This window comes from Streptomyces luomodiensis, assembly GCF_031679605.1.
Classification (GTDB): Bacteria; Actinomycetota; Actinomycetes; order Streptomycetales; family Streptomycetaceae; genus Streptomyces; species Streptomyces luomodiensis.
This window is the reverse complement of the sequence record NZ_CP117522.1, coordinates 5,928,689-5,950,048: the sequence shown is the minus strand read 5'-3', so window position 1 is coordinate 5,950,048 and position 21,360 is coordinate 5,928,689. Positions and strand designations below refer to the sequence as shown.

The window sequence follows — 21,360 nt, the reverse complement described above, 5'->3', positions numbered from 1 at the left end:
GTCATGACGATGCCGTTGAATCCGGAGCAGATACCGGAGCCGAAACCGGACGCCATCGCGCGGCCCCTCCCGGATATCGCCCCCGCCGTACCGCCGCGCAAGTCGGCGGAGCAGTTCCTGTGCGAGATCTTCTCCGAGGTGCTGGGGATGCCCGGGGTCGAAGCCGACGAGGACTTCTTCGACCTGGGCGGTGAGTCCCTGACCGGCACCAGGATCGTGAGCCGCATCCGCGCCGTGCTCGGGGTCGACGTCTCGCTGCGCGCACTGTTCGAGGAGCGCACCCCCGCCGCCGTCGCGGGGCTGGTGGAGACCGCCGGACGGGCCCGCCTCCCGCTGACGCGCAGGGAGCGGCCACCGCAGGTGCCGCCGTCCTTCGCACAGCAGCGGCTGTGGTTCCTGGGCCGGCTGGCGGGGCCGAGCCCGACCTACAACGTGCCGCTGGTGTACCGGCTGCACGGGCGGCTGGACCACACCGCGCTGGCGGCCGCCCTGGACGACGTCGTCGGCCGGCACGAAAGCCTGCGCACCGTCTTCCCGGAGGTGAACGGCCAGCCGGTCCAGCGGGTGATCGCGGCCGAGGACGCCCACCCCGTGCTGACCGTCACCGACGTCGACCCGGAGGCGGCCGAGGAGCGGCTGCGCGCCGCCGCGGGCCACGCCTTCGACCTGGCCGCCGAGATCCCCATCCGGGCCTGGCTGTTCGTCCTCGGCCCCGACGAGCACATCCTGCTGGCGCTGATCCACCACATCGCGAGCGACGAGTGGTCCAAGGCGCCGTTCGCGCGCGACCTCGCCCACGCCTACCAGGCGCGGCTGGCCGGCACCGCCCCGGCGTGGCCGGAGCTGCCGGTGCACTACGTGGACTACACGCTGTGGCAGCGCGAACTCCTCGGCGAGACGTCCGACCCGGACAGCGCCCACGCCGCGCAGCTGCGCTTCTGGACCGAAACCCTGGCCGGGCTGCCGGACGAGCTGGGGCTGCCGTTCGACCGCCCGCGCCCCGCCGCCCCGTCCTACCGCGGCGGCATCGTGGAGTTCGAGGTGGCGCCGGAGGTGCACGAACGGCTCACCGCGCTGGCCCGCCGGACCGGCACCACGATGTTCATGCTGTTCCACGCCGCGTTCGCGGTGCTGCTGGGCAAGCTGTCCGGCGGCGTGGACATCCCGGTCGGCACACCGGTGGCCGGGCGGTCCGACGAGGCGCTGGACGAGCTGGTCGGATTCTTCGTCAACACCCTCGTGCTGCGCACCGACCTGTCCGGCAACCCCACGTTCGAGGAACTCCTGGAGCGGGTCCTCGACGGCGACCTGGCCGCCTTCGCCCACCAGGACATCCCCTTCGAGCAGCTGGTCCGGGAGCTCAACCCGGTGCGGTCCGCGGGCCGCAACCCGCTGTTCCAGGTGTCCATGACGGCGCAGCCCACCGACACCGCGCTGGCGCTGCCCGGGGTCACCGCGACCGGGCAGACCCGGGTGTTCGGCGTCTCCCGGTTCGACCTGCACGTCAACTTCGAGGAGAGCCACACCGAGGACCGGCGGCCGGCCGGGGTGAAGGGCCAGATCGAATACAGCGCGGACCTGTTCGACGCCGCCACGGTCGAGACGGTGGCGGAGCGGCTGGTCCGGGTGCTCACCACGGTGGCGGACGACGCGCGGCGCGCGGTGGCCGACATCGACATCCTGTCGCCGCGCGAGCGCGAGCGGATCCTGGTGGAGTGGAACGACTCCGCCTGGGACGTCCCCGAGCAGTCCCTGCCCGACATGCTGGCGGCCCAGGCGGCCCGCACGCCCGGCCTGCCCGCCGTGCGCATGGGCGAGACCACCCTGACCTACGCGGAGCTCAACGGCCGGGCCAACCAGCTCGCCCGTCATCTGGTGGCCCAGGGCGTCGGCCCGGAGTCCCTGGTGGCCCTGCGCATGGAGCGGTCGGTGGACCTGGTCGTCGCGCTGTGGGCGGTGCTGAAGGCCGGTGGCGCGTACGTACCGATCGACACCGCCTACCCGGCCGAGCGGATCGAGTTCATGCTGCGGGACGCCCGGCCGGCCCTGGAGCTGACCGGCCCGGTCGAGGTCGGGCATCTGTCGTCCGCCGATGTCACCGACGCCGACCGGCGCTCCCCGCTGCGGCCCGACCACCCCTGCTACGTGATCTACACATCGGGCTCCACCGGGGTGCCCAAGGCGGTGTCGATGCCCGCCAAGGCGCTGGTGAACCTGCTGGTCTGGTGGACCGAGGTGGAACCGCCCGCCACGATCGCCCAGTTCTCCGCGATCAGCTTCGACGTCTCCGCCATGGAGATCCTCATCGCCACGGTCAGCGGCGGATGCGTGGTCATACCGGAGGACGGGGTCCGTAAGGACGCCGAGAAGCTCGTGGCATGGCTCGGCGCCAACGAGGTCAACGACCTGACCTTCGTACCGAACCTGGTGCTGAACGCGGTGTGCGAGGCGGCGAACGCCGCCGGGGCGACCCTGCCCGCGCTGCGGCGCATCGGGCAGGGCGGCGAGGCCCTGGTGCTGTCCGACGAGGTGAAGGCGTTCTTCCGGGACAACCCCGGCAACCGCCGGCTGATCAACGGCTACGGGCCCACCGAGACCCATATGGCGACCGAGTTCCCGCTGCCGGAGTCGGTGGCGCAGTGGCCGGACGAACCGCCCATCGGCCACCCGATCGCCAACACCCACCTCTATGTGCTGGACCGCTATCTCCAGCCGGTCCCGCCCGGGGTGGTGGGCGAGCTCTACATCGGCGGGGCGCAACTGGCCCGCGGCTACCTGAACCGGCCGGGCGTCACGGCCGAGCGGTTCGTGGCCAACCCCTTCGGCGCGCCGGGCAGCCGGATCTACCGCACCGGCGACCTGGTGCGGTGGCGGGCGGACGGCGAGCTGCTGTTCGTCGGGCGCAGCGACCACCAGGTGAAGGTCCGGGGCTTCCGGATCGAACTGGGCGAGATCGAGTCGCTGCTGCTGGGGCACCCGGACATCGCCCAGGTGGCCGTCGTGGCCCTGCCGCAGCCGCCCAGCGGCAAGCGCGTCGTCGCCTACGTGGTCCCGGCCGGCACCCCGCCGGTACCGGCGGACCTGCGCCGGTACGTCGGGGACGCGCTGCCCGAGTACATGATCCCCTCCGCCTTCGTCATCCTCGACCGCCTGCCGCTCAACCCGAACGGCAAACTCGACCGCGCCGCCCTCCCCTCGCCCGCCCCGGAGACGGCCGGCCGCGGTCCGCGCACCCGGGTGGAGACGGTGCTGTGCGAGATCTACGCCGACATCCTCGAGGTGCCGGGCGTCGGCATCGACGACGACTTCTTCGCGCTGGGCGGGCACTCCCTGAGCGCGACCAAGCTGATGAGCCGGATCCGCGGCAGGCTCGGCGTCGAACTGCCGATCCGGGCCCTGTTCGACGCCCCCACCCCGGCCGGTCTGGCCGCGCTGGTCGAGACGGCCGACCGGGCCGGCCGCGCGCTGCGGCCGGTACCGCGCCCGGAGCGCGTCCCGCTGTCCTTCGCGCAGCAGCGGCTGTGGTTCCTGGACCGCCTGGAGGGGCCCAGCCCCACGTACAACAACCCGCTGGTGTCCCGGCTGCGCGGGCCGCTGGACGTGGCGGCGCTGGCCGCGGCGGTGCGGGACGTCATCGGCCGGCACGAGAGCCTGCGCACCGTCTACCCCGAGACGGGCGGGCAGCCGGAGCAGCGGGTGCTGCCGCTGTCGGAGGTCGGCGATGTGCTGAGCGTGGAGCGCGTGGCCCCCTCGGCGCTGCCGGACCGGCTGCGGGCCGCCGCGGCCACCACCTTCGAGCTGGCACGGGAGATCCCGGTACGGGCCTGGCTGTTCGAGACCGGCCCGGAGGAACACGTCCTGCTGGTGCTGATCCACCACATCGCCAGCGACGGCTGGTCGATGACCCCGCTCACCCGCGACCTCGGGGAGGCGTACGAGGCCCGGTGCCGTGGCGCGGCGCCCACCTGGCGGCCGCTGCCGGTGCAGTACGCCGACTACGCGCTGTGGCAGCGCGAACTCCTCGGCGACACCGCGCGCCCCGGCAGCCCGAGCGCGGCCCAGCTCGGCTTCTGGACCGAGACGCTGCGCGGACTGCCCGACGAACTGGGCCTGCCCTTCGACCGGCCGCGTCCGCAGGCCGCCTCGTACCGGGGCGCCACCGTGCCGCTGCGGGTCGACGCGCGCACCCATGAGCTGCTGGCGGAGGTGGCCCGGGACACCGGCACGACGACGTTCATGGTCTGCCAGGCCGCGGTGGCGGTGCTGCTGGGCAAGCTGACCGGGGGCACCGACATCCCCATCGGCACCCCGGTGGCCGGCCGTGCCGACGAGGCGCTGGACGACCTGGTCGGGTTCTTCGTGAACACCGTGGTGCTGCGCACCGACCTGTCCGGCGACCCCACCTTCGCGGAGTTGCTGACCCGGGTGAAGCGCGGTGCCCTGGCCGCCTTCGCCCACCAGGACATCCCCTTCGAGCAGGTCGTCGAGGCCGTCAACCCGGCCCGCTCACCGGCCCGCAACCCGCTGTTCCAGGTGCTGATGCCGTTCAACAGCAATCTGGACTCCACCGCCATCGGCCTGCCGGGACTGACGGTGGAGCCGGAGTCGGCGCCGCTGGACATCGCCAAGGTGGACCTGTCCTTCAATCTGCGGGAGGAGTTCGACACCGCCGGGAACCCCCTCGGGGTCGACGGCGAGATCGAGTACAGCTCCGATCTGTTCGACCGTGAGACGGTGACCACGATCGGCGAGCGGCTGCACCGGGTGCTGGCCGCCGTGACCGCCGACCCGCACGGCCGGGTCTCCGGGATCGAGGTGCTCGGCGCGGACGAGCGCGAGCGGCTGCTGCGGGACGGGTCCGGCACACCGGCCGGCCTCGCCGACCCCGGTACGTCGGCGCTGATCCACGAGCTGTTCGAGAAGCGGGCCGCCGACACCCCGGAGGCCGCGGCCGTGGTGTGCGGCGCGGAGACCGTCGGCTACCGGGAGCTGAACCAGCGCGCCAACCGCCTCGCGCGGTGGCTGATCGGCCAGGGCGTCGCACCGGGAGACCGGGTGGCGGTCGCGCTGCCGCGCACGGTGGACCTCGTGGTCGCGCCGCTGGCGGTGTGGAAGGCCGGCGCCTGCTACGTGCCGATCGCCCCCGGCTACCCCGACCAGCGCATCGCGTACATCCTCGACGACGCCGCGCCCCGTCTCGTGCTGCGCGAGCCGGTGGCCACCGACGGTCTCGCGGACACCGACGTCCGGCCGCACCGCCCGGACGGCGCTCAGGTGGCGTACGTCATCTACACCTCCGGATCGACCGGGCGGCCCAAGGGCGTCGAGGTGACGCACGGCAACACCGTGAGCCTGCTGCGGTCCATGGAGTCCGCCCTCGGCGGCGCCGCGCCGCAGCGGGTGCTGGCCGCGACGACGATCGGCTTCGACATCGCGGGGCTGGAGCTGTTCCTGCCGCTGACCACCGGCGGAACGGTGATCCTGGCGGACGAGGAGACCGCGCGCCGGCCCCGGGACCTGCTGGCGCTGGTCACCCGGCACCGCGTGAGCCTGATGCAGGCCACCCCGAGCCTGTGGCGGGAGGTGGTGCGCGAGGCGACGGACGAACTGGCCGGGGTGCACGTGCTCAGCGGCGGCGAGCGGCTGCCCGCCGACCTGTCGGAGGAGCTCGTCCGGCGGGCCGGGGCCGTGACCAACGCCTACGGCCCGACCGAGACCACGATCTACTCGACCGCCACCCGGGTCGGCGCCGGCGACGGCGCACCGCCCATCGGCACCCCGCTGGCCAACACCCGCCTCTACGTCCTGGACCGTGCGCTGCGGCTGGTGCCGCGGGGCGTGGCCGGCGAGCTGTACGTGGCGGGGGACGGCGTCGCCCAGGGCTATCTGGGCCGGCCGGGGCTGACCGCCGGCCGCTTCGTGGCCTGCCCGTTCGGGGCACCCGGCGAGCGGATGTACCGCACCGGGGACCTGGTCCGGTGGGACACCGACGGCCGGCTGGTCTTCCTCCGGCGCGCCGACGAGCAGGTGAAGCTGCGGGGCGTGCGCATCGAACCGGGCGAGATCGAGGCGGTCCTGTGCGAGCACCCCGGGGTGGCGCAGGCCGCCGCCACCGTGCACCGGTTCGGTGCGGGCGACGAGCGGCTGGTGGGCCATGTGGTGCCCGAGCCGGGCGCGACGGTGGACCCGGCGCGGGTCCGGGCGCACGTCGCCGAGCTGCTGCCCGACACGATGGTGCCGGCCGTCGTCCTCCTGGCGGACTCCCTCCCCCTGACGCCCAACGGCAAGATCGACCGCGCCGCGCTGCCGGCGCCCGAGTTCGCCGCGCACCCCCGGGGGCAGGAGCCGAGGACACCGCGGGAGCGGACGCTGTGCGATCTGTTCGCCGAGGTGCTCGGCGTGCCACAGGTCGGGGCCGACGAGTCCTTCTTCGACCGGGGCGGCCATTCGCTGCTGGTGATACGGCTGGCCAGTCGTATCCGCGCCACCTTCGGCGTCCAGTTGACCATCCGTGACCTGTTCGACGCGCCGACCCCGGCCGCGCTGGCCGCCCGGAAGCTGACCGGGGACGGGGAGGCCGGCGGCGCGGGCGCGCTGGCGCCCGTCCTGCGGCTGCGCGACGGCCAGGGTCTGCCGGTGTTCTGCGTGCACCCGGCCGCCGGTATCGGATGGGGCTACTCGGGCCTGCTCCGCCACCTGGACCGCGACCGGCCCCTGTACGCCCTCCAGGCGACCGGGCTCAGCGCGCCCGAGCAGGCGCCGGGCACGGCCGAGGAGCTGGTGAGCGACTATCTGGCCCGTATCCGCGCGGTCCAGCCGACCGGGCCCTACACCCTGCTGGGCTGGTCCGTCGGCGGCCAGATCGCGCATATGCTCGCCGTCCGGCTCCAGGACGAGGGCGAGCGGGTCGACCTGCTGGCGCTGCTGGACAGCTATCCGCCGGCGCCCGGCGAGGAGCCGGAGGAGGACACCGGCGGGCCGGCGACGCTGAAGGCGCTGGCGGACTCGCTGGGGCAGCCACTCACCCCGGACGGCACCCTCGAGGGGCTGTCCGACATCCCGGTGCCGACGCTGCTGCGGGTCTTCACGGACCTGCGGAAGCTGTTCGCCACGGCGCCCCTCGGCCGGTTCCGGGGCGATGCCGTCCTCTTCACCGCCACCCGCGGCAAGCCCGCCGACTCCCCCTACACACCACAGCTGTGGCGCGACCACGTGACCGGTTCGCTCGACGTCCACGAGGTGGACTGCGCGCACGGCGACATGACCCGGCCGGCCGCCCTGGCGTCGATCGGGCCGGTGCTGGAGACGCGGCTGCGCCGCGTCACGGCCACGACGGCAGGAGCCACCCGATGACCCCACCGCCCGCCGCCCAGGTGCACCACATCGGCGTGGAGACGTTCGACCTGGCCAACTCCCTCTCCTGGTACGAGGACTACTTCGACTGCCGCCGGACCTGGATCGCCGAGGAGCTGTCCGAGCTGACCCGCAGCAGGCTGCCCCACGTGACCAGGATCGCCGAGGTCGCCGTCGGTGACCTCCGGTTCCATCTGCTCGAACGCGGCGACCGGGGCGGGCCGCGGCAGGCCGGGGGACCGTCCGAGTTCCAGCACGTGTGCCTGTCCGCGCAGACCGTGGCGGACCTGGGGCGCTGGCGGGACCGCTGGCTCGAGCTGCACCGGTCCGGCAGATACGCGTTCACCCGGTCCGACCCGCCCACCGAGATCGTCACCGACGCCGAAGGGGTCCGCAGCTTCTACTGCTTCGACGTCAACGGCCTCGAATTCGAGTTCACCCACGTCCCGGAGAGCGCACGATGAGCAACACGGCAGCGGTGGCCCTGACCGTACCCGACACGCGGGGCTGGGACTTCGGCGACTACCCCTACGGGCTGGAGCCGTTGACCCTGCCGCACCCCGGCAACGCCTGGATGGCGGACGGCACCGCGAACGCCACCCTGGCGGAGCGCACCTCGGGGCTGCTGGCCGCCGCCCGCTCGGGGGACCTCGTCACCACCCCGGCCACCGCCGAGGACCTGGAGCGGCTGTTCTGGTTCCGGTGGATCACCGGCCACCACATCTCCTTCGTCCTGTGGCGGCTGCTCGCGGGCTGCCTGGCCCGGCTGGAGGCCGGCGAGGGCGACGCGTGGGAGACCAGCGCCGCGATCACCGAGTACGTCCGCGCGTACGGCGCCATGCTGCTCTACACCGGCTCCAGCACGCGCCCCATCTACAACCAGACGATCCGGCCCAGCATGTACCGGCTGCACAGCACCTTCAGCGGTACCTGGGCGGCGGACTACCCCGCGGTGCGCAGCCTGTTCCGCGGGCGCAGGCTGCCGCCCGTGGTCGACGCCGAGGCCGAGGCCCTGACCCGCGAGGTCGGCCTGAGCCACCAGATCCACCTCGGTGTGGCGTCGAAGCTGGTCGTCGACGGCCGGTCGCTGCTCCAGCACCTGGTGGACAACCCGGCCGGCCACCAGCCGCGCATGTGGGCCTCGATCTTCGACTGCTACTTCCTGACCCTGCGCGCCCCGGTGACCGGGCAGGAGGTGCTGTCCCAGCTGCTGCGCAGGTGCAAGGCGGTGGTGATGGACCTGGTCACCAACGGGCTCTACCCGGCCGTGGCGGACTACGGCGATCACACACCCGCGGAGCTGCGCACCCCGGCCGTGCTGGAGCGGGAGTCCGAACTCGTGGACATCGTGCTCCGCGTACCGGACCTGGCGGTCGGTTCCTGCCGGTCCGGCGAACGACGAGTCAAGGAAACGTGGTGAGGCTGATGCGACACGGAGTGATCTTCCTGCCGGAACAGCGGTGGGCGTCCGCCCGGCAGCGGTGGGTGCGGGCCGAGGAACTCGGCTTCGACCACGCCTGGACCTATGACCACCTGAACTGGCGGTGGCTGCGCGAGAAGCCGTGGTTCGCGACCGTCCCGACGCTGACCGCCGCCGCCACGGCGACCAGCCGCATCCAGCTGGGCACCCTGGTGGCCAGCCCCGGCAACCGTCATCCGGTCCCCTTCGCCAAGGAGGTCATGACCCTGGACGACATCTCCGAGGGCCGCTTCATCTGCGGCATCGGCGCCGGGGCGGGCGGGTTCGACGACGAGGTGCTCGGACAGCGGCCGCTGGGCCCGCGCGAGCGGGCCGACCGGTTCGCCGAATTCGTCGAACTCACCGACCGGCTGCTGCGCGAGCCGGTGACCAGCTACCAGGGCACCCACTTCACGACCACCAGCGCCCATCTCCACCCGGGCTGCGTCCAGCGGCCGCGGGTGCCGATCGCGGTGGCGGCGATGGGGCCCCGGGGCATCCGCCTCGCCGCCCGCTACGCCGACATCTGGGTCACGATCGTCTTCCCGGGCCACGGTGAGCCGTACCGGTACGACGCCGCGGTCCCGACCTTCCGCGAGCAGTCCGCGCGGCTGGACGAGGAGTGCGCCCTGATCGGCCGCGACCCCGCGTCGATCCGCCGCCTGGTGGTGACCGGTGCGCGGGTCGACGGGGTCCTGGAATCGGTGGAGACCTACCGCGACGCGTGCGGGCTGTTCGGCGAGGCCGGCGTCACCGACCTGGTCATCCACTGGCCGCGGCCGGAGTTCCCCTACGCCGGACGCGAGGACGTGCTCGACGACATCGCCGCCTCGGTGCTGTCCCCCACCGTCGGTGCCCGGTGAACCGGCCGCACCCGCGCGCCGACCGCTCGCCCCAGCAGGAAAGGACGTGGCTGTGCTAGCTCGACCCGAACTCCATGGAACGTACGGCGCTGTCTCATCGACGCACTGGCTCGCGTCCGCCGCGGGAACGTCGATGTTCGACCGGGGCGGCAACGCCTTCGACGCCGCGGCCGCGGCCGCCTTCGTGCTCCAGGTCGTGGAACCGCATCTGAACGGGCCCGGCGGGGACGTCCCGATCATGGTCTTCGACGCCGCGCGGGACGATGTGGAGGTCATCTGCGGGCAGGGACCCATGCCGGCCGCCGCGACCATCGACCGGTTCCGGAGCCTGGGCCTGGACACGGTGCCCGGTTCCGGGCTGCTCCCGGCCTGTGTGCCCGGTGTCTTCGGGGCGTGGATGCGCCTGGTGAAGGAGTACGGCCGGCTCGGGGTCGCCGACGTGCTGGAGCCGGCCATCGGCTACGCCGAGCACGGCTTCCCGCTGCTGCCGAAGGCGGCGGCGATGATCGAGGTGCTCGTCCCGCTGTTCCGGGACCACTGGACCGGATCGGGCCAGACGTATCTGCGCGGCGGGCGGGCACCGGCGGCGGGCGACCGGCAGCGCAACCCGGTCCTGGCGCGCACGTTCCGCCGGATCGTCGCCGAGGCCACCTCGGTGTCCGGCCGGGAGGCCCAGGTGGACGCCGCCATCGCGGCGTTCTACACCGGATTCGTCGCCGAGGCCATCGACAAGTTCGTGGCCGACACCGACGTCCTCGACGCCACCGGGCGGCCCAACCGGGGGCTGCTGACCGGCACCGACCTGGCCTCGTGGCGGCCGACGGTGGAGCGTCCGGTGTCCCTGGACTACCGCGGCCACCAGGTGTACAAGCCGGGGCCGTGGTCGCAGGGACCGGTGTTCCTCCAGCAGCTGGCGCTGCTGTCCGGGTTCGACCTGGGCTCGATGGGCTTCGGGAGCGCCGACCACCTCCACACCGTGGTGGAGTCGGCGAAGCTGGCGTTCGCGGACCGGGAGGCGTGGTACGGCGACCCGGACCACACCGACGTCCCGCTGGCCGGGCTGCTGGACCCGGCGTACACGGCCGGGCGGCGGGCGCTGATCGGCGCCGAGGCCTCCGCCGAACTGCGCCCCGGCCACCCGGACGGGCGCGCGCCGTGGTTCCCGCCGCTGCCCGACCAGCCGTCGGGGCCCGTCGAGGAGGGCTGGCGCGCCCAGCTCCGCAACGGGCTGCCCACCGTGCTCAAGCGCACGGTGGTCAAGGGCGACACCACCACGGTCACCGCCACCGACCGGGACGGCAACATGGTGGTGGCCACGCCCAGCGGCGGATGGCTGGCCAGCTCCCCCGTCATCCCGGAGCTGGGCTTCCCGCTCGGCACCCGCGGCCAGATCGCCTGGCTGACCGAGGGCCACCCCAACTCCCTGGCGCCGGGCAAACGCCCCCGGACCACGCTGAGCCCGACCATCGTCCGCGCCGACGACGGGCGCCCGAAGCTGGCCTTCGGCACCCCGGGCGGCGACCGGCAGGACCAGTGGACGCTGAACTTCTTCCTGAACCACATCGACTTCGGCATGTCCGCCCAGGAAGCCGTGGAAGCGCTCACCTTCCACACCGATGCCGTCCCCACGTCGTTCACGCCCCGCCAGTACCGGCCGCGCTCGGTGGTGGTGGAGGACGGCGTCGCCCCCGGGACCGTGGCGGAACTGCGCCGCCGGGGCCACCAGGTCGACCTCGCGGACCCCGCCTCGCTGGGTCAGGTCTGCGCCACCGGGCCGGACGCCGACGGCGGCGTGTTCGCCGCCGCCAGCCAGCGCGGCCAGCAGGCGTACGGGGTCGTGCGGTGACCGCCCCGCCCCGTTTACGCACAACATCAGGAGTCTGTTGATGCCGAGAATCATCGTGCTGAACATCGGAGGGATGTCCAGCAGGCAGGTCTACCGCCAGCTGTGGATGGCGGAGGCCGGAGACATCGTGGTCAGTCCGGTCGCGATCGACGCGGGCTTCCTCGCCTATGTGCACGACGTGCTGGGGCTGGCGCGGAACGCGGTCACGGTGGTGGTCGCGGACGGCGTGCTGACGGACGAGGCGATGTGCTCGCCCGGTCTGGTGGCCGAGCTGCGGTCGCGCATGGCCGCCTCGCCCGCCTGGGAGCTGATGCCCGCCGCGCTCACCGAGGGGGTCGCCGCGCTCGCGGAGCTGCTCGGGATCGAGGCGGACCACGGTCTGCGGTTCGCCGGGCAGCGCGGACCGGAGCTGCTGAACCGCAAGTCGCACTTCCGACAGCTGGCCGTCGGGGCCGGGCTGCCCGTGCCGTCCGGTGCGGTCGTCACCTCCGTACGGGCACTGGCGACCGCGATCGAGCGTCATCTGCCGCCGACCGGCACCGTCATCGTCAAACGGGACGACGACCTGAACGGGCAGGGCAACCTGGCCCTGATCGCCGGGGACAGCCCGCCGCTGCCCGGGGTCCGGGAGGTGCGGCCGGTCACCGACGACCTCCCCGCGCTCGCCGCCCAGGTCTGGTCCGAACTGGCCGACGAGGAGAAGGTGCTGGTGGTGGAGAGCTACCACCAGGCCGCGCTCTGCTTCTACTTCGAGTACCTGATCGACGCGGACGGCTTCCCCCGGTATCTCGCCAGCGGCACCATCCGGCGCCGGCCGGACACCGAACCGACCCGGCCGGACCTGGTCTGGGTGGGCCTGGAACTGCCCGCGGAACTCCCGCCCGACCTCGCGTACCACGCCTCCACCGAGGCCGCCCGCATCGCCGGGCTCGCCGCCCAGGTCGGCTACCGGGGGCACATCAACGTGGACGCCCTGGTGACCGAGGCCGGCGAGCTGCTGTTCAACGAGGTGAACGCGCGGTGGGGCGGCGGCCTGGCCCTGCACACCATCGGGGAACGGCTGCTGGGCACCGGATACGCGGACCGGTCCGTCGTCTCCAGCCTGCGGGACGTGACACCGATGCGGTTCCCGGATTTCGAGAAGGCGCTGCACCTGCACGATCTGCACTTCCAGCCGGAAGCGCGGGAGGGCGTGGTCGTCGTGAGCTATGACGAGCAGCTGGCGAGCACCTCGGAATGCGTGGTCATCGCGGCGTCCAAGGCACGGGCGCGGGCCATCGAGGCACGGCTCCGCCAGGTGGTCGGCGAACTCGCCGAGCCGCCCGCCGGACCGGTCCGGGTCGGCTGACCGGTCCAGGTGGCCGGCCGCCCTCCTCCTCATCGCGAAGAAGGCAACCCCCGAAAGGCAACCCCCCTATGAATGAGACGTCAGCGCCTCGGCAATTGGACAAAGAGTTGCTGGCCAAGCTGGCCACCGCGGACCGGCGCCGGGTCGCGCTACGGGCCGGCTCGATCCTGGTGATCTACGCGGGGACGGTGTATCTCGCCCTGCGGCCCGCCGTCGGCTGGTGGGCGGTCCTTTTCTCGCTGTTCCTGGGTTTCGTGCTCTCCGGTTTCATCAACGCGGCCCACGACTGCGTGCACCGGGCCCATCTGCGGTCGAAGCGGGGGAACCGGATCGCGGGCATGTTCTGGGGCACACCGATCATGCTCAACTTCACCATTTACCGGCACCAGCACCTGGTGCACCACCGCTTCACGGGAGTCGAAGGGGATACCGAACCCGAGGAGACCTTCGAAACGCTGCGCGGCTATCTGCACACGTTCTCCGGCATACCGGTATGGCCCGGCCTGGCCAAACGCATCATCAGGACCTGGCGTAAGGAATTCCCGGCCAGTGTGAGCACCGACGAGCGCCGGCGGGACGCCCGGCTGGACAATTGGGTGCTCACCGGCTGGCTTGTCCTCATGGTAATTCTGACCATTGCCTTTCCCTATGCGCTGCTGATAGCGTATTGGCTGCCGCTGGCCTTCGTTGTCCCGGCCATCTTCTTTCTGAGCCTGCCGGAGCACTACGGACTGTGGGGCGTTCCGGAGGTCACACGCAACACCCGGACGATCGAGTCGAATTCTTTCGTCAGGTTCTTCGTGTGGAATGCGAACTATCACGCCGAGCACCACCGTTATCCGGCGGTGGCATCGCTCAATCTGCACCGGCTGCGCAAGGCCCTGGCCGAGCCGCATCCCATCACCGGGAAATCCTATGTCGGATTCCACGCCGGCCTGGTCAGCGCCCTGTGGAAGGGCAACCAGGACTACGGAAAGCGGATCGAGCCCGAGGCCCGGCCGCAACACGACTCACGACGGTAGTACTCGAATTGTGGAGGTGGCCCGATGGCGCCCGAGGTAGTGGAGTTCCGCGACGGCGAGCAACTGGCCGCATGGCAGGACTTCCGGCTTTCCACCATGCCCGATCTCATCAGCTCGATGAACTTGTGCCACGCCCTGTTCGCGTTCGTGGACAGCGGTGTGCTGAACAACCTGCGGAACGGGAAGCGGCTGCCGGAGGAGGGCCTGCTGGCCGGCACCAAGGAGGACATCGGCCAGAACCTGCTCAGGTATCTGGAGATGCGCGGCGTGCTGGAGACGCGGGACGCGGGGTACTTCCTCACCCGGCAGGGCGAGCTTTTGACCTCTGATGTCTCCCTCGCCCGGCTGGGGATCTACCTGGAGGCCTACGGTCCGGTCCTCAGCCGGACCAACGAGCTGCTCACCGGCCGGGCCGAGTACGGCACCGATGTGCAGCGCCGGGGCGGTCCGCTGGGCAAGCACTGCGCCACCCTGTCGTCCGTCTTCCACACCCCGGTGGTCGTCGAGGCCATGCGCGGCCGCGGGGTGCGGAAGATGCTCGACGTCGGATGCGGCGGCGGCAGCCTGCTGGTGGACGCCTGCCTGCGCGACCCGGAACTGACCGGGGTCGGCCTGGACATCGACGCGGACGCGGTCGAGGAGGCGCGGGACCTCGCGCTCCGCCAGGGCGTGGCCCACCGGGTCGAGTTCGTCGTCGGCGACGCCTCCGCCCCGGACACCTGGCCGGCCGTGTGCTTCGAGGCCGACGGCATGTGCACGGTGAGCGCGCTGCACGAGCACTTCCGGGACGGTGAGCAGGCCGTCGTGGACCTGCTCAACGCCTATCGGGCGGCCCTTCCGGAGCAGAAGATCCTGCTGGTCGGTGAACCGGAGATCAGGTACGACGCACGCGACAACGACGACGACTTCTTCCTCATCCACGTCCTCACCGACCAGGGACTGCCCCGGGACCGGTCGGCGTGGCTGGGGGTCTTCGAAAAAAGCGAACTGGAATGCCGGCGGGTCTACCGGCGCCCCGAGGCCGGACCTCGGGTGAGTTTCTACGACTTGGTGCCGCGGCCGCAACGTTGAAATTTTCCGGATTTCGGGATTGCCGAGCGATCGGCGGAAGGAAGTGAACAGGTGAATCCGTTCGAGGACGACAACGCCGGCTACCGGGTGCTCGTGAACGCCGAGAACCAGCATTCGCTGTGGCCGGAGTTCGCCGAGACCCCCGCCGGGTGGACCGTGGTGTTCGGCCCCGGCGCCCGCCAGGAATGCCTGGACTACGTGGAGAGCCACTGGGTGGATATGCGGCCGGCGTCCCTGGTCGCCCACCTGGCCGGTGCGTGACCGAAACTCTGCCGAAAAAGCCGTCGAGCCGGATCGGTGCCGGCCGAAGAGGAGATGAGAAACGGATGAGTACCAGGCAGGACTGGCGAGACGCGACGATCACCGAATTGTTCGAGGAACAGGTCCGGCGCCGCCCCGGTGCCACGGCCCTGCGCTTTCGGGACGAAGACCTGACGTACCAGCAGCTCGATGAGCGCGCGACCCGGCTCGCACACCGGTTGCGGGCGCTCGGCGTCGGCCCGGAGAGCGTGGTCGGGGTGTGTGTCGAGCGCTCCTTCGAGATGGTGATCGCCCTGGTCGGCATCGTGAAGGCGGGCGGGGCGTATCTGCCGGTGCACCCGGGGGAGCCGGCCGAGCGGTTCCGGCACATGCTGGAGAAGTCGGGCGCCCGGGTACTGCTCACCCACCAGCCGGTGATCGACCAGCTGCCCGAGGTCGACGCGACCGTGATCAACCTCGATCAGGCGGCGGACGGACCGGCGGCCGGCACCGACCCGGTGTCTGCCGGTATCACCGCCGAGAGCCTGGCGTATGTGTGCTACACCTCCGGCTCGACCGGGCTGCCCAAGGCCGTGGCGGTGCCGCACCGCGGTGTGACCAGGCTGGTCAGCAACGGCGACTACGCGGAGTTCGGCCCGGACGAGACGTGGCTGCAACTGTGCCAGCTGACGTTCGACCCCTCCGTCTTCGAGATCTGGGGAGCGCTGCTGCACGGTGGCCGGCTGGTCATCTACCCGCCCGGCACGCTGTCGCTGTCGGAGCTGGCCGACTGCCTGGACCGGGAGGAGATCACCACGCTCTGGCTGACCACCGGGCTCTTCCACCGCATGGTCGACAGCCATCTGAGGTCTCTGCGCGGACTGCGCCAGCTGCTCGCCGGCGGCGATGTGCTCTCCCCCGCGCATATCAACACCGTCCACCGCACCTATCCGGACCTGCGGCTGGTCAACGGGTACGGACCGACCGAGAACACCTGCTTCACCACCTGCCACACGGTCACCGAGCCGGTCGGCGACACGGTGCCGATCGGCCGGGCCATCACCGACACCAACGTGTACGTCCTGGACGAGAAGCTGCGGCCGGTCCCGGACGGCGAATGGGGTCTGCTCTACACCTCGGGCACCGGGCTCGCCCGGGGCTACCTGGGGCAGCCGGGACTCACCTCGGAGCGCTTCGTACCGGACCCGTTCCGGCCCGGCGAGCGGATGTACGGCATCGGTGACGTGGCCCGCCGCCGCGCCGACGGGGTGATCGAATTCCGCGGCCGCCTCGACGACCAGGTGAAGGTCGGCGGCTACCGGATCGAGCTGGGCGAGATCGTGTCCGTGCTGACCGGCCAGCCGGGCGTCAAGGAAGCCGTCGTGGTGGTCCGCGAGGACGTCGTGCCGGGCGAGAAGTCCCTGGTCGCCTATGTGGTGCCGCACGATGACGACGACAGCCTGCTGGGCGAGCTGCGCCTCGCGCTGCACCAGAAGCTGCCCCGGCACGCCGTTCCGGCCGCGATCGTGCTGCTGGACTCCTTCCCGCTGACCCGGAACGGGAAGATCGACCGGCGGTCGCTGCCGGCGCCGGCGCTGTCGCCACGCGATGTGGACACCGAGTACGAGAAGCCGCGTACCGAGGTCGAGGAGCTGCTGGCCGACCTGTGGTCGACCGTGCTGGCGGTCCAGAAGGTCGGCATCCACGACGACTTCTTCGACATCGGGGGGAACTCCCTGATCGCCGCCGACCTGCTCGGCCAGATCCGGCGCGCGCTGTCGGTCGACGTCCCCGCCGCCCAGCTGTTCTTCGAGAACGCGACGGTGGCCGGGCTGGCCGAGATGGTCGACCGCAAGGCCGCCCCCCAGGCCCCGCAGGCCGGGGACGAGAAGTGGCCGACCGTGACCTTGGACGCTCCCGACACGGTCCACCGGGGAGACCTGGTGCGCCAGAGCAGTGAAGGAGACAACCGATGAGGCTGACCCGGCCGACCGGAACCGAGCCCATCGACCTGGCCCACTTCGACCTGGTGGACCCCGCGCTGCACGGGGAGGGTGATCCGCACGCGATCTGGCACGCCATGCGCGAGCGCGAGCCGGTGCCCTGGCAGCAGGTCACGCCGAAGCTGGGCTTCTGGTCCGCGACGAAGTTCGACGATGTCGCGCGGGTGCTGCGCGACCACCACGTCTTCACCTCCGAGCACGGCACCCTGCTGAACCTGCTCGGCAAGAAGGACCCGGCCAGCCGGCGCCAGCTGCCGGCGACGGACCCGCCCCGGCACACCCGGATGCGCTCCCCGATCCAGCGGGCGCTCAACGCGAAGGTGCTGGACCGGCACCGCCCGCTGATCCGCAACGAGATCAAGTACCTCTTCGGCGACATCGTCGACGGGGAGCCGTTCGACTTCGCCGAGCTCACCGGCAAGCTGCCGATGGCGGTCACCGGCACGCTGATGGGCCTGGACCGCGAGCACTGGCCGCGGCTGACCTATCTGACCAGCCAGGCCATCGCCCCGGACGACCCGGAGTTCATCACCCCGGCCGGCTCCCGGGGAACCCTGCAACTCGCGCACCGGCAGCTGTTCGCCACCTTCGAGGAGGCGATGGCGCAGCGCAAGGGCGACGGCAACGGTGACCTGATCGACGTCCTGCGCACCATGGACTTCGAGGACGGGCGGAAGCTCCAGCCCGGCGAGATCGTCTCGAACTGCTACAGCCTGCTGCTGGGCGCCAACGTGACCACGCCCCATGTGCCGAACGGCGCCATGATCGAGCTGCTCGAGAACGGCGGGTACGACGACTGGGCCACCCACCCGGAGCTGCTGGAGAGCGGCATCGAGGAGGCGCTGCGCTGGACGTCGCCGGCCACCCACTTCATGCGCTACGCGAAGCAGGACGTCACGCTCAGCGGCGTGACGATCCGCGCGGGCGAGCCGATCGTCGCCTGGCTGGGGTCGGCCAACCGGGACGTCGATGTCTTCCCCGACCCCTACAGGTTCGACATCCGGCGCAACGCCAAGCGTCACCTCGCCTTCGGCATCGGGCCGCACTTCTGCGTCGGGCACGCCGTGGCCCGGCTGACGCTCTGGGAGTTCTTCACCGAGCTGTTCGCCCAGTTCGAGAAGTTCGAGCAGGTCGGCGAGGCGGAGCACCTGCACTCCAACTTCATCGCCGGCGTCAAGCACCTGCCGCTTGTCGCGACCAGGCGTCGTCGGTGACGACGACACGACCAGGGATGTGCGAGGCATCATGACGACGATGACCCCAGCGTTCACCCGGTTCCGGAGCGAGCGCATCACTCCGGAGAGCCAGGTCGCCTCGATCCTGGGCGACCCCGGGTTCGGCAGATACGTCACCGACCACATGGTGACGATCGACTTCGACCACGAACGAGGCTGGCACAACGCGGCGGTCCGGCCGCACGAACCGCTCGTGCTGTCCCCGTGCGCCTCCGTACTCCACTACGGGCAGGCCATCTTCGAGGGGCTGAAGGCGTTCCGGCAGCCCGACGGATCGATCGCCTGCTTCCGCCCCGAGGCCAACGCGCGGCGGTTCCGCGCCTCGGCGCGGCGGCTGGCGATGCCGGAGCTGCCCGAGGAGCTGTTCCTGCACTCGCTGACCGAACTGGTCACGCTCGACGAGCGGTGGGTCCCCTCCGGACGCGGGCAGTCGCTGTACCTGCGGCCGCTGCTGATCGCCACATCGACCAACCTGACCGTCGGAGCGGGGACCGCGTACCAGTACGTGCTGGTCGCGTTGCCGGCCGGGTCCTACTTCAGCGGGGGCCTGAAGCCGGTCAGCGTATGGCTGTCGCAGGAGTACATCCGGGCGGCGCCCGGCGGCACCGGCGCGGCCAAGTGCGCCGGGAACTACGCCGGAACGCTGGTCGCCCAGGCGCAGGCCGCGGAGAAGGGCTGCGACCAGGTCGTCTGGCTGGACGCCGCGGAACGCCGCTGGGTCGAGGAGATGGGCGGCATGAACATCTTCTTCGTCTTCGGCTCCGGGCGTGACGCCCGGCTGGTGACCCCGGAGCTGAGCGGCTCGCTGCTGCCCGGCGTCACCCGGGACTCGCTGCTGCGGCTGGCCGCCGACCTCGGCTACGGCATCGAGGAACGGCGCATATCGGTGGACGAGTGGGAGGCGGCGGCGGTCTCGGGAGAGCTGACCGAGGTCTTCGCCTGCGGCACCGCGGCCGCGATCACCCCAGTGGGCACGGTGCGCCACGCCACCGGCGGGTTCGCCATCAACGGCAACGAGCCCGGCCCGCTCACGCTGCGGCTGCGTCAACACCTGACCGACCTCCAGGAAGGAGTGGCCGACGACCCGTACGGCTGGATGCACCACATCGCCTGAAAAGCGTGGTGCCCCACGATGAACCGCCCCGGGCCGGGTGGGCATCAGGGAGCCCGGGGCGGTTCACGTGGGGACGCAGAGGGTCACATCACACAGGGTCGGTTCAGTGCGACGCCGACTCCGACGCCGACTCCGACTCCGACGCCGTCGCCGACGCCGACGCCGTCAGATCGCGCTCGAACTCCGCGAGCAGCGCCGCCGGAGCGCCGAGGAACTCGAAGTGACCGCCCTCCAGGAGGGTGTAGCGGCAGTCCTCGGACGTCTCCTTCCAGCCGCCCATCAGGTCCATCGGGATCTCGGGGTCGTCGTCCCAGCCGATCGCGGTGATGCCGACGGGCAGGGTGAACCGCTCCTCGACCACATAGCGCTTGTTCGCGTCGATGTCCTGGATCAGCAGGTCCAGGCCCATCTCGACCAGTTCGGGGGTCGGCACCCCACCGAGGCTGACGATCATCTTGCGCAGTTCCTCGCCGAGGCCCTCGGAGTCCAGCCCCAGCAGTCGGCCGTACGGTCCGTCATGCGGGGCGACCTGCGAGGACACGAACACCCGCCGCGGCGTCGGCAGACCGGCCGCGGCCAGCTGCCGGGCCACCTCGACACCGGGCAGCGCACCGCCGCAGTGCCCGAAAAAGCCGAACGGCCGGTCGAAGTAGGGCAGCAGCTCCTCGATGAAGGACGCGGCCAGCGCCTCGTAGGTCCGGTAGTGCGGTTCGCGTATCCGGTTCTGCCGGGCCGGCGGCTGCACCAGACACACCTCGATCGGCCCGATCCGGCGCGGCCACCGGCTGTACATCGACGCACTACAGCCCGAGTACGGGAAACAGAACAGCCGCGCCTCCGCCTCCGGATCGGGCATTCGGGACAGCCACGCCGGCTTCTTGGGGCGCCGCGGCCTCGGGTTCGTCACGGGTTCGGCAATGTGCTCGCTCATCAGGCTCCTTCGGCCCAGCCATGCCACAGGCTGAGGTCGGCGATGTGTGACCGGGGTACGGACGCGGCCGGCCGGAACAGCTCCGCGGCGACCGGCATCGCCGGGCGGAACGATTCCGATGCGAGGATCCGGCGGTGCAGTTCCCGTAAGGCGGGGGTGGGTTCGAGGCCCAGTTCGGTTTTCAGCACGCGCCTGGCGTCCTGGTAGGCGGCCAGCGCGTCGGCGCGTCTGCCCAGTCCGGACAGTGCCAGGATCAGCACTTCCCACAGCTTCTCGCGCAACGGCTGGGTGGCCACCGCCATCTTCAGGATCGGTACGGCCTTGGCGTGCTCACCGAGGCTGATCGCCACGGTCGCGAACTCCTCGACCGCGTCGAAGCGGAGCTGTTGCAGGCGTTCCCGTTCATCGGAGAAGTAGCTGGTGTAGGTGCCGGCGATGGGCACACCACGCCAGAGCTGGAGGCATGCGTAGTAGTGGTCCAGCGCTTCGTCCAGCCGGTCCTCCGCCCGAGCCCGCCGGGCGTCGGCCAGGAGCTGCTGGAACAGATGGGTGTCGATCGTCGCCCCGTGCAACGTCAGCTGGTAACCGCCGTTGCGGGTGCGGATCGCGAGCCGGTCGGCCCCGACGACGTCCGTCATCCGGTGCCGGAGCCGGTAGATGTAGGTGCGGACCGTGCCCTCGGCGGCCGACGGTGCCTTGTCGTCCCATAGAGCCCGCACGGCGTTTTCGCCGGTGATCGGCTCGCCCAGGCGCAACAGGAGCACCGCGAGCATCGCACGTTGCTGAGGTGGCCCGATGTCGATCTCCTCTCCACCGAACCAGGCGCGAACCGGCCCGAGCAGCGAGAACCGTAGGTCACTCACTGATGTGCACCA

The 21,360-nt window shown here is 71.5% G+C and carries 14 protein-coding genes; 12 read left to right on the top strand and 2 right to left on the bottom strand.

What is annotated here, in order from left to right:
* Window positions 1–9 precede the first annotated feature (9 nt).
* The 12 genes from PS467_RS24905 to PS467_RS24850 all read left to right on the top strand — a co-directional run bounded on the left by PS467_RS24905 (window position 10) and on the right by PS467_RS24850 (window position 19,554).
* A complete protein-coding gene (locus PS467_RS24905) occupies window positions 10–7,353 on the top strand; it encodes a non-ribosomal peptide synthetase (protein WP_311037096.1) in 7,344 nt (2,447 codons plus the stop codon).
* On the top strand, window positions 7,350–7,817 hold the full coding sequence (locus PS467_RS24900) for a VOC family protein (protein WP_311037095.1): 468 nt from the start codon (window positions 7,350–7,352) through the stop codon (window positions 7,815–7,817). Before PS467_RS24905 ends, PS467_RS24900 begins: the two co-directional genes overlap by 4 nt.
* Complete coding sequence (locus tag PS467_RS24895) at window positions 7,814–8,773, top strand: 3-methyl-L-tyrosine peroxygenase-related protein (protein WP_268973896.1); 960 nt, start codon at window positions 7,814–7,816, stop codon at window positions 8,771–8,773. Before PS467_RS24900 ends, PS467_RS24895 begins: the two co-directional genes overlap by 4 nt.
* Window positions 8,774–8,778: 5 nt before the next feature.
* Window positions 8,779–9,675, top strand: a complete 897-nt coding sequence (locus PS467_RS24890; protein WP_268977088.1) for an LLM class flavin-dependent oxidoreductase — start codon at window positions 8,779–8,781, stop codon at window positions 9,673–9,675.
* A gap of 52 nt (window positions 9,676–9,727) precedes the next feature.
* Entirely contained in the window at window positions 9,728–11,521 is a 1,794-nt protein-coding gene (locus tag PS467_RS24885; protein WP_311039947.1) for a gamma-glutamyltransferase family protein, read from the top strand.
* Window positions 11,522–11,561: 40 nt separating this feature from the next.
* A complete protein-coding gene (locus PS467_RS24880; RefSeq protein ID WP_311037094.1) occupies window positions 11,562–12,869 on the top strand; it encodes a preATP grasp domain-containing protein in 1,308 nt (435 codons plus the stop codon).
* 68 nt (window positions 12,870–12,937) lie between these two features.
* Window positions 12,938–13,891, top strand: coding sequence for a fatty acid desaturase family protein (locus PS467_RS24875; protein ID WP_311037093.1), 954 nt, complete (start codon window positions 12,938–12,940; stop codon window positions 13,889–13,891).
* A 24-nt stretch (window positions 13,892–13,915) separates the two neighbouring features.
* A complete protein-coding gene (locus tag PS467_RS24870) occupies window positions 13,916–14,962 on the top strand; it encodes a class I SAM-dependent methyltransferase (RefSeq protein WP_311037092.1) in 1,047 nt (348 codons plus the stop codon).
* Window positions 14,963–15,013: 51 nt separating this feature from the next.
* Window positions 15,014–15,223, top strand: a complete 210-nt coding sequence (locus PS467_RS24865) for an MbtH family protein (RefSeq protein WP_311037091.1) — start codon at window positions 15,014–15,016, stop codon at window positions 15,221–15,223.
* A gap of 65 nt (window positions 15,224–15,288) precedes the next feature.
* Window positions 15,289–17,178, top strand: a complete 1,890-nt coding sequence (locus PS467_RS24860) for a non-ribosomal peptide synthetase (protein WP_311037090.1) — start codon at window positions 15,289–15,291, stop codon at window positions 17,176–17,178.
* A complete protein-coding gene (locus PS467_RS24855; RefSeq protein WP_311037089.1) occupies window positions 17,175–18,419 on the top strand; it encodes a cytochrome P450 in 1,245 nt (414 codons plus the stop codon). The genes PS467_RS24860 and PS467_RS24855 overlap by 4 nt, the downstream gene beginning before the upstream one ends.
* 31 nt (window positions 18,420–18,450) lie before the next feature.
* Window positions 18,451–19,554: a branched-chain amino acid aminotransferase gene (locus PS467_RS24850; RefSeq protein WP_432280626.1), complete on the top strand. Its 1,104-nt coding sequence runs from the start codon at window positions 18,451–18,453 to the stop codon at window positions 19,552–19,554.
* A 103-nt stretch (window positions 19,555–19,657) separates the two neighbouring features.
* Here PS467_RS24850 and PS467_RS24845 read toward each other — a convergent pair whose 3' ends face one another.
* Both PS467_RS24845 and PS467_RS24840 read right to left on the bottom strand, forming a co-directional pair.
* On the bottom strand, window positions 19,658–20,485 hold the full coding sequence (locus tag PS467_RS24845) for a thioesterase II family protein (protein ID WP_311037087.1): 828 nt from the start codon (window positions 20,483–20,485) through the stop codon (window positions 19,658–19,660).
* Window positions 20,485–21,348 carry an AfsR/SARP family transcriptional regulator gene (locus tag PS467_RS24840; protein ID WP_311037086.1) on the bottom strand — a complete coding sequence of 288 codons (864 nt, stop codon included), beginning with the start codon at window positions 21,346–21,348 and terminating at the stop codon, window positions 20,485–20,487. Before PS467_RS24840 ends, PS467_RS24845 begins: the two co-directional genes overlap by 1 nt.
* Window positions 21,349–21,360 lie beyond the last annotated feature (12 nt).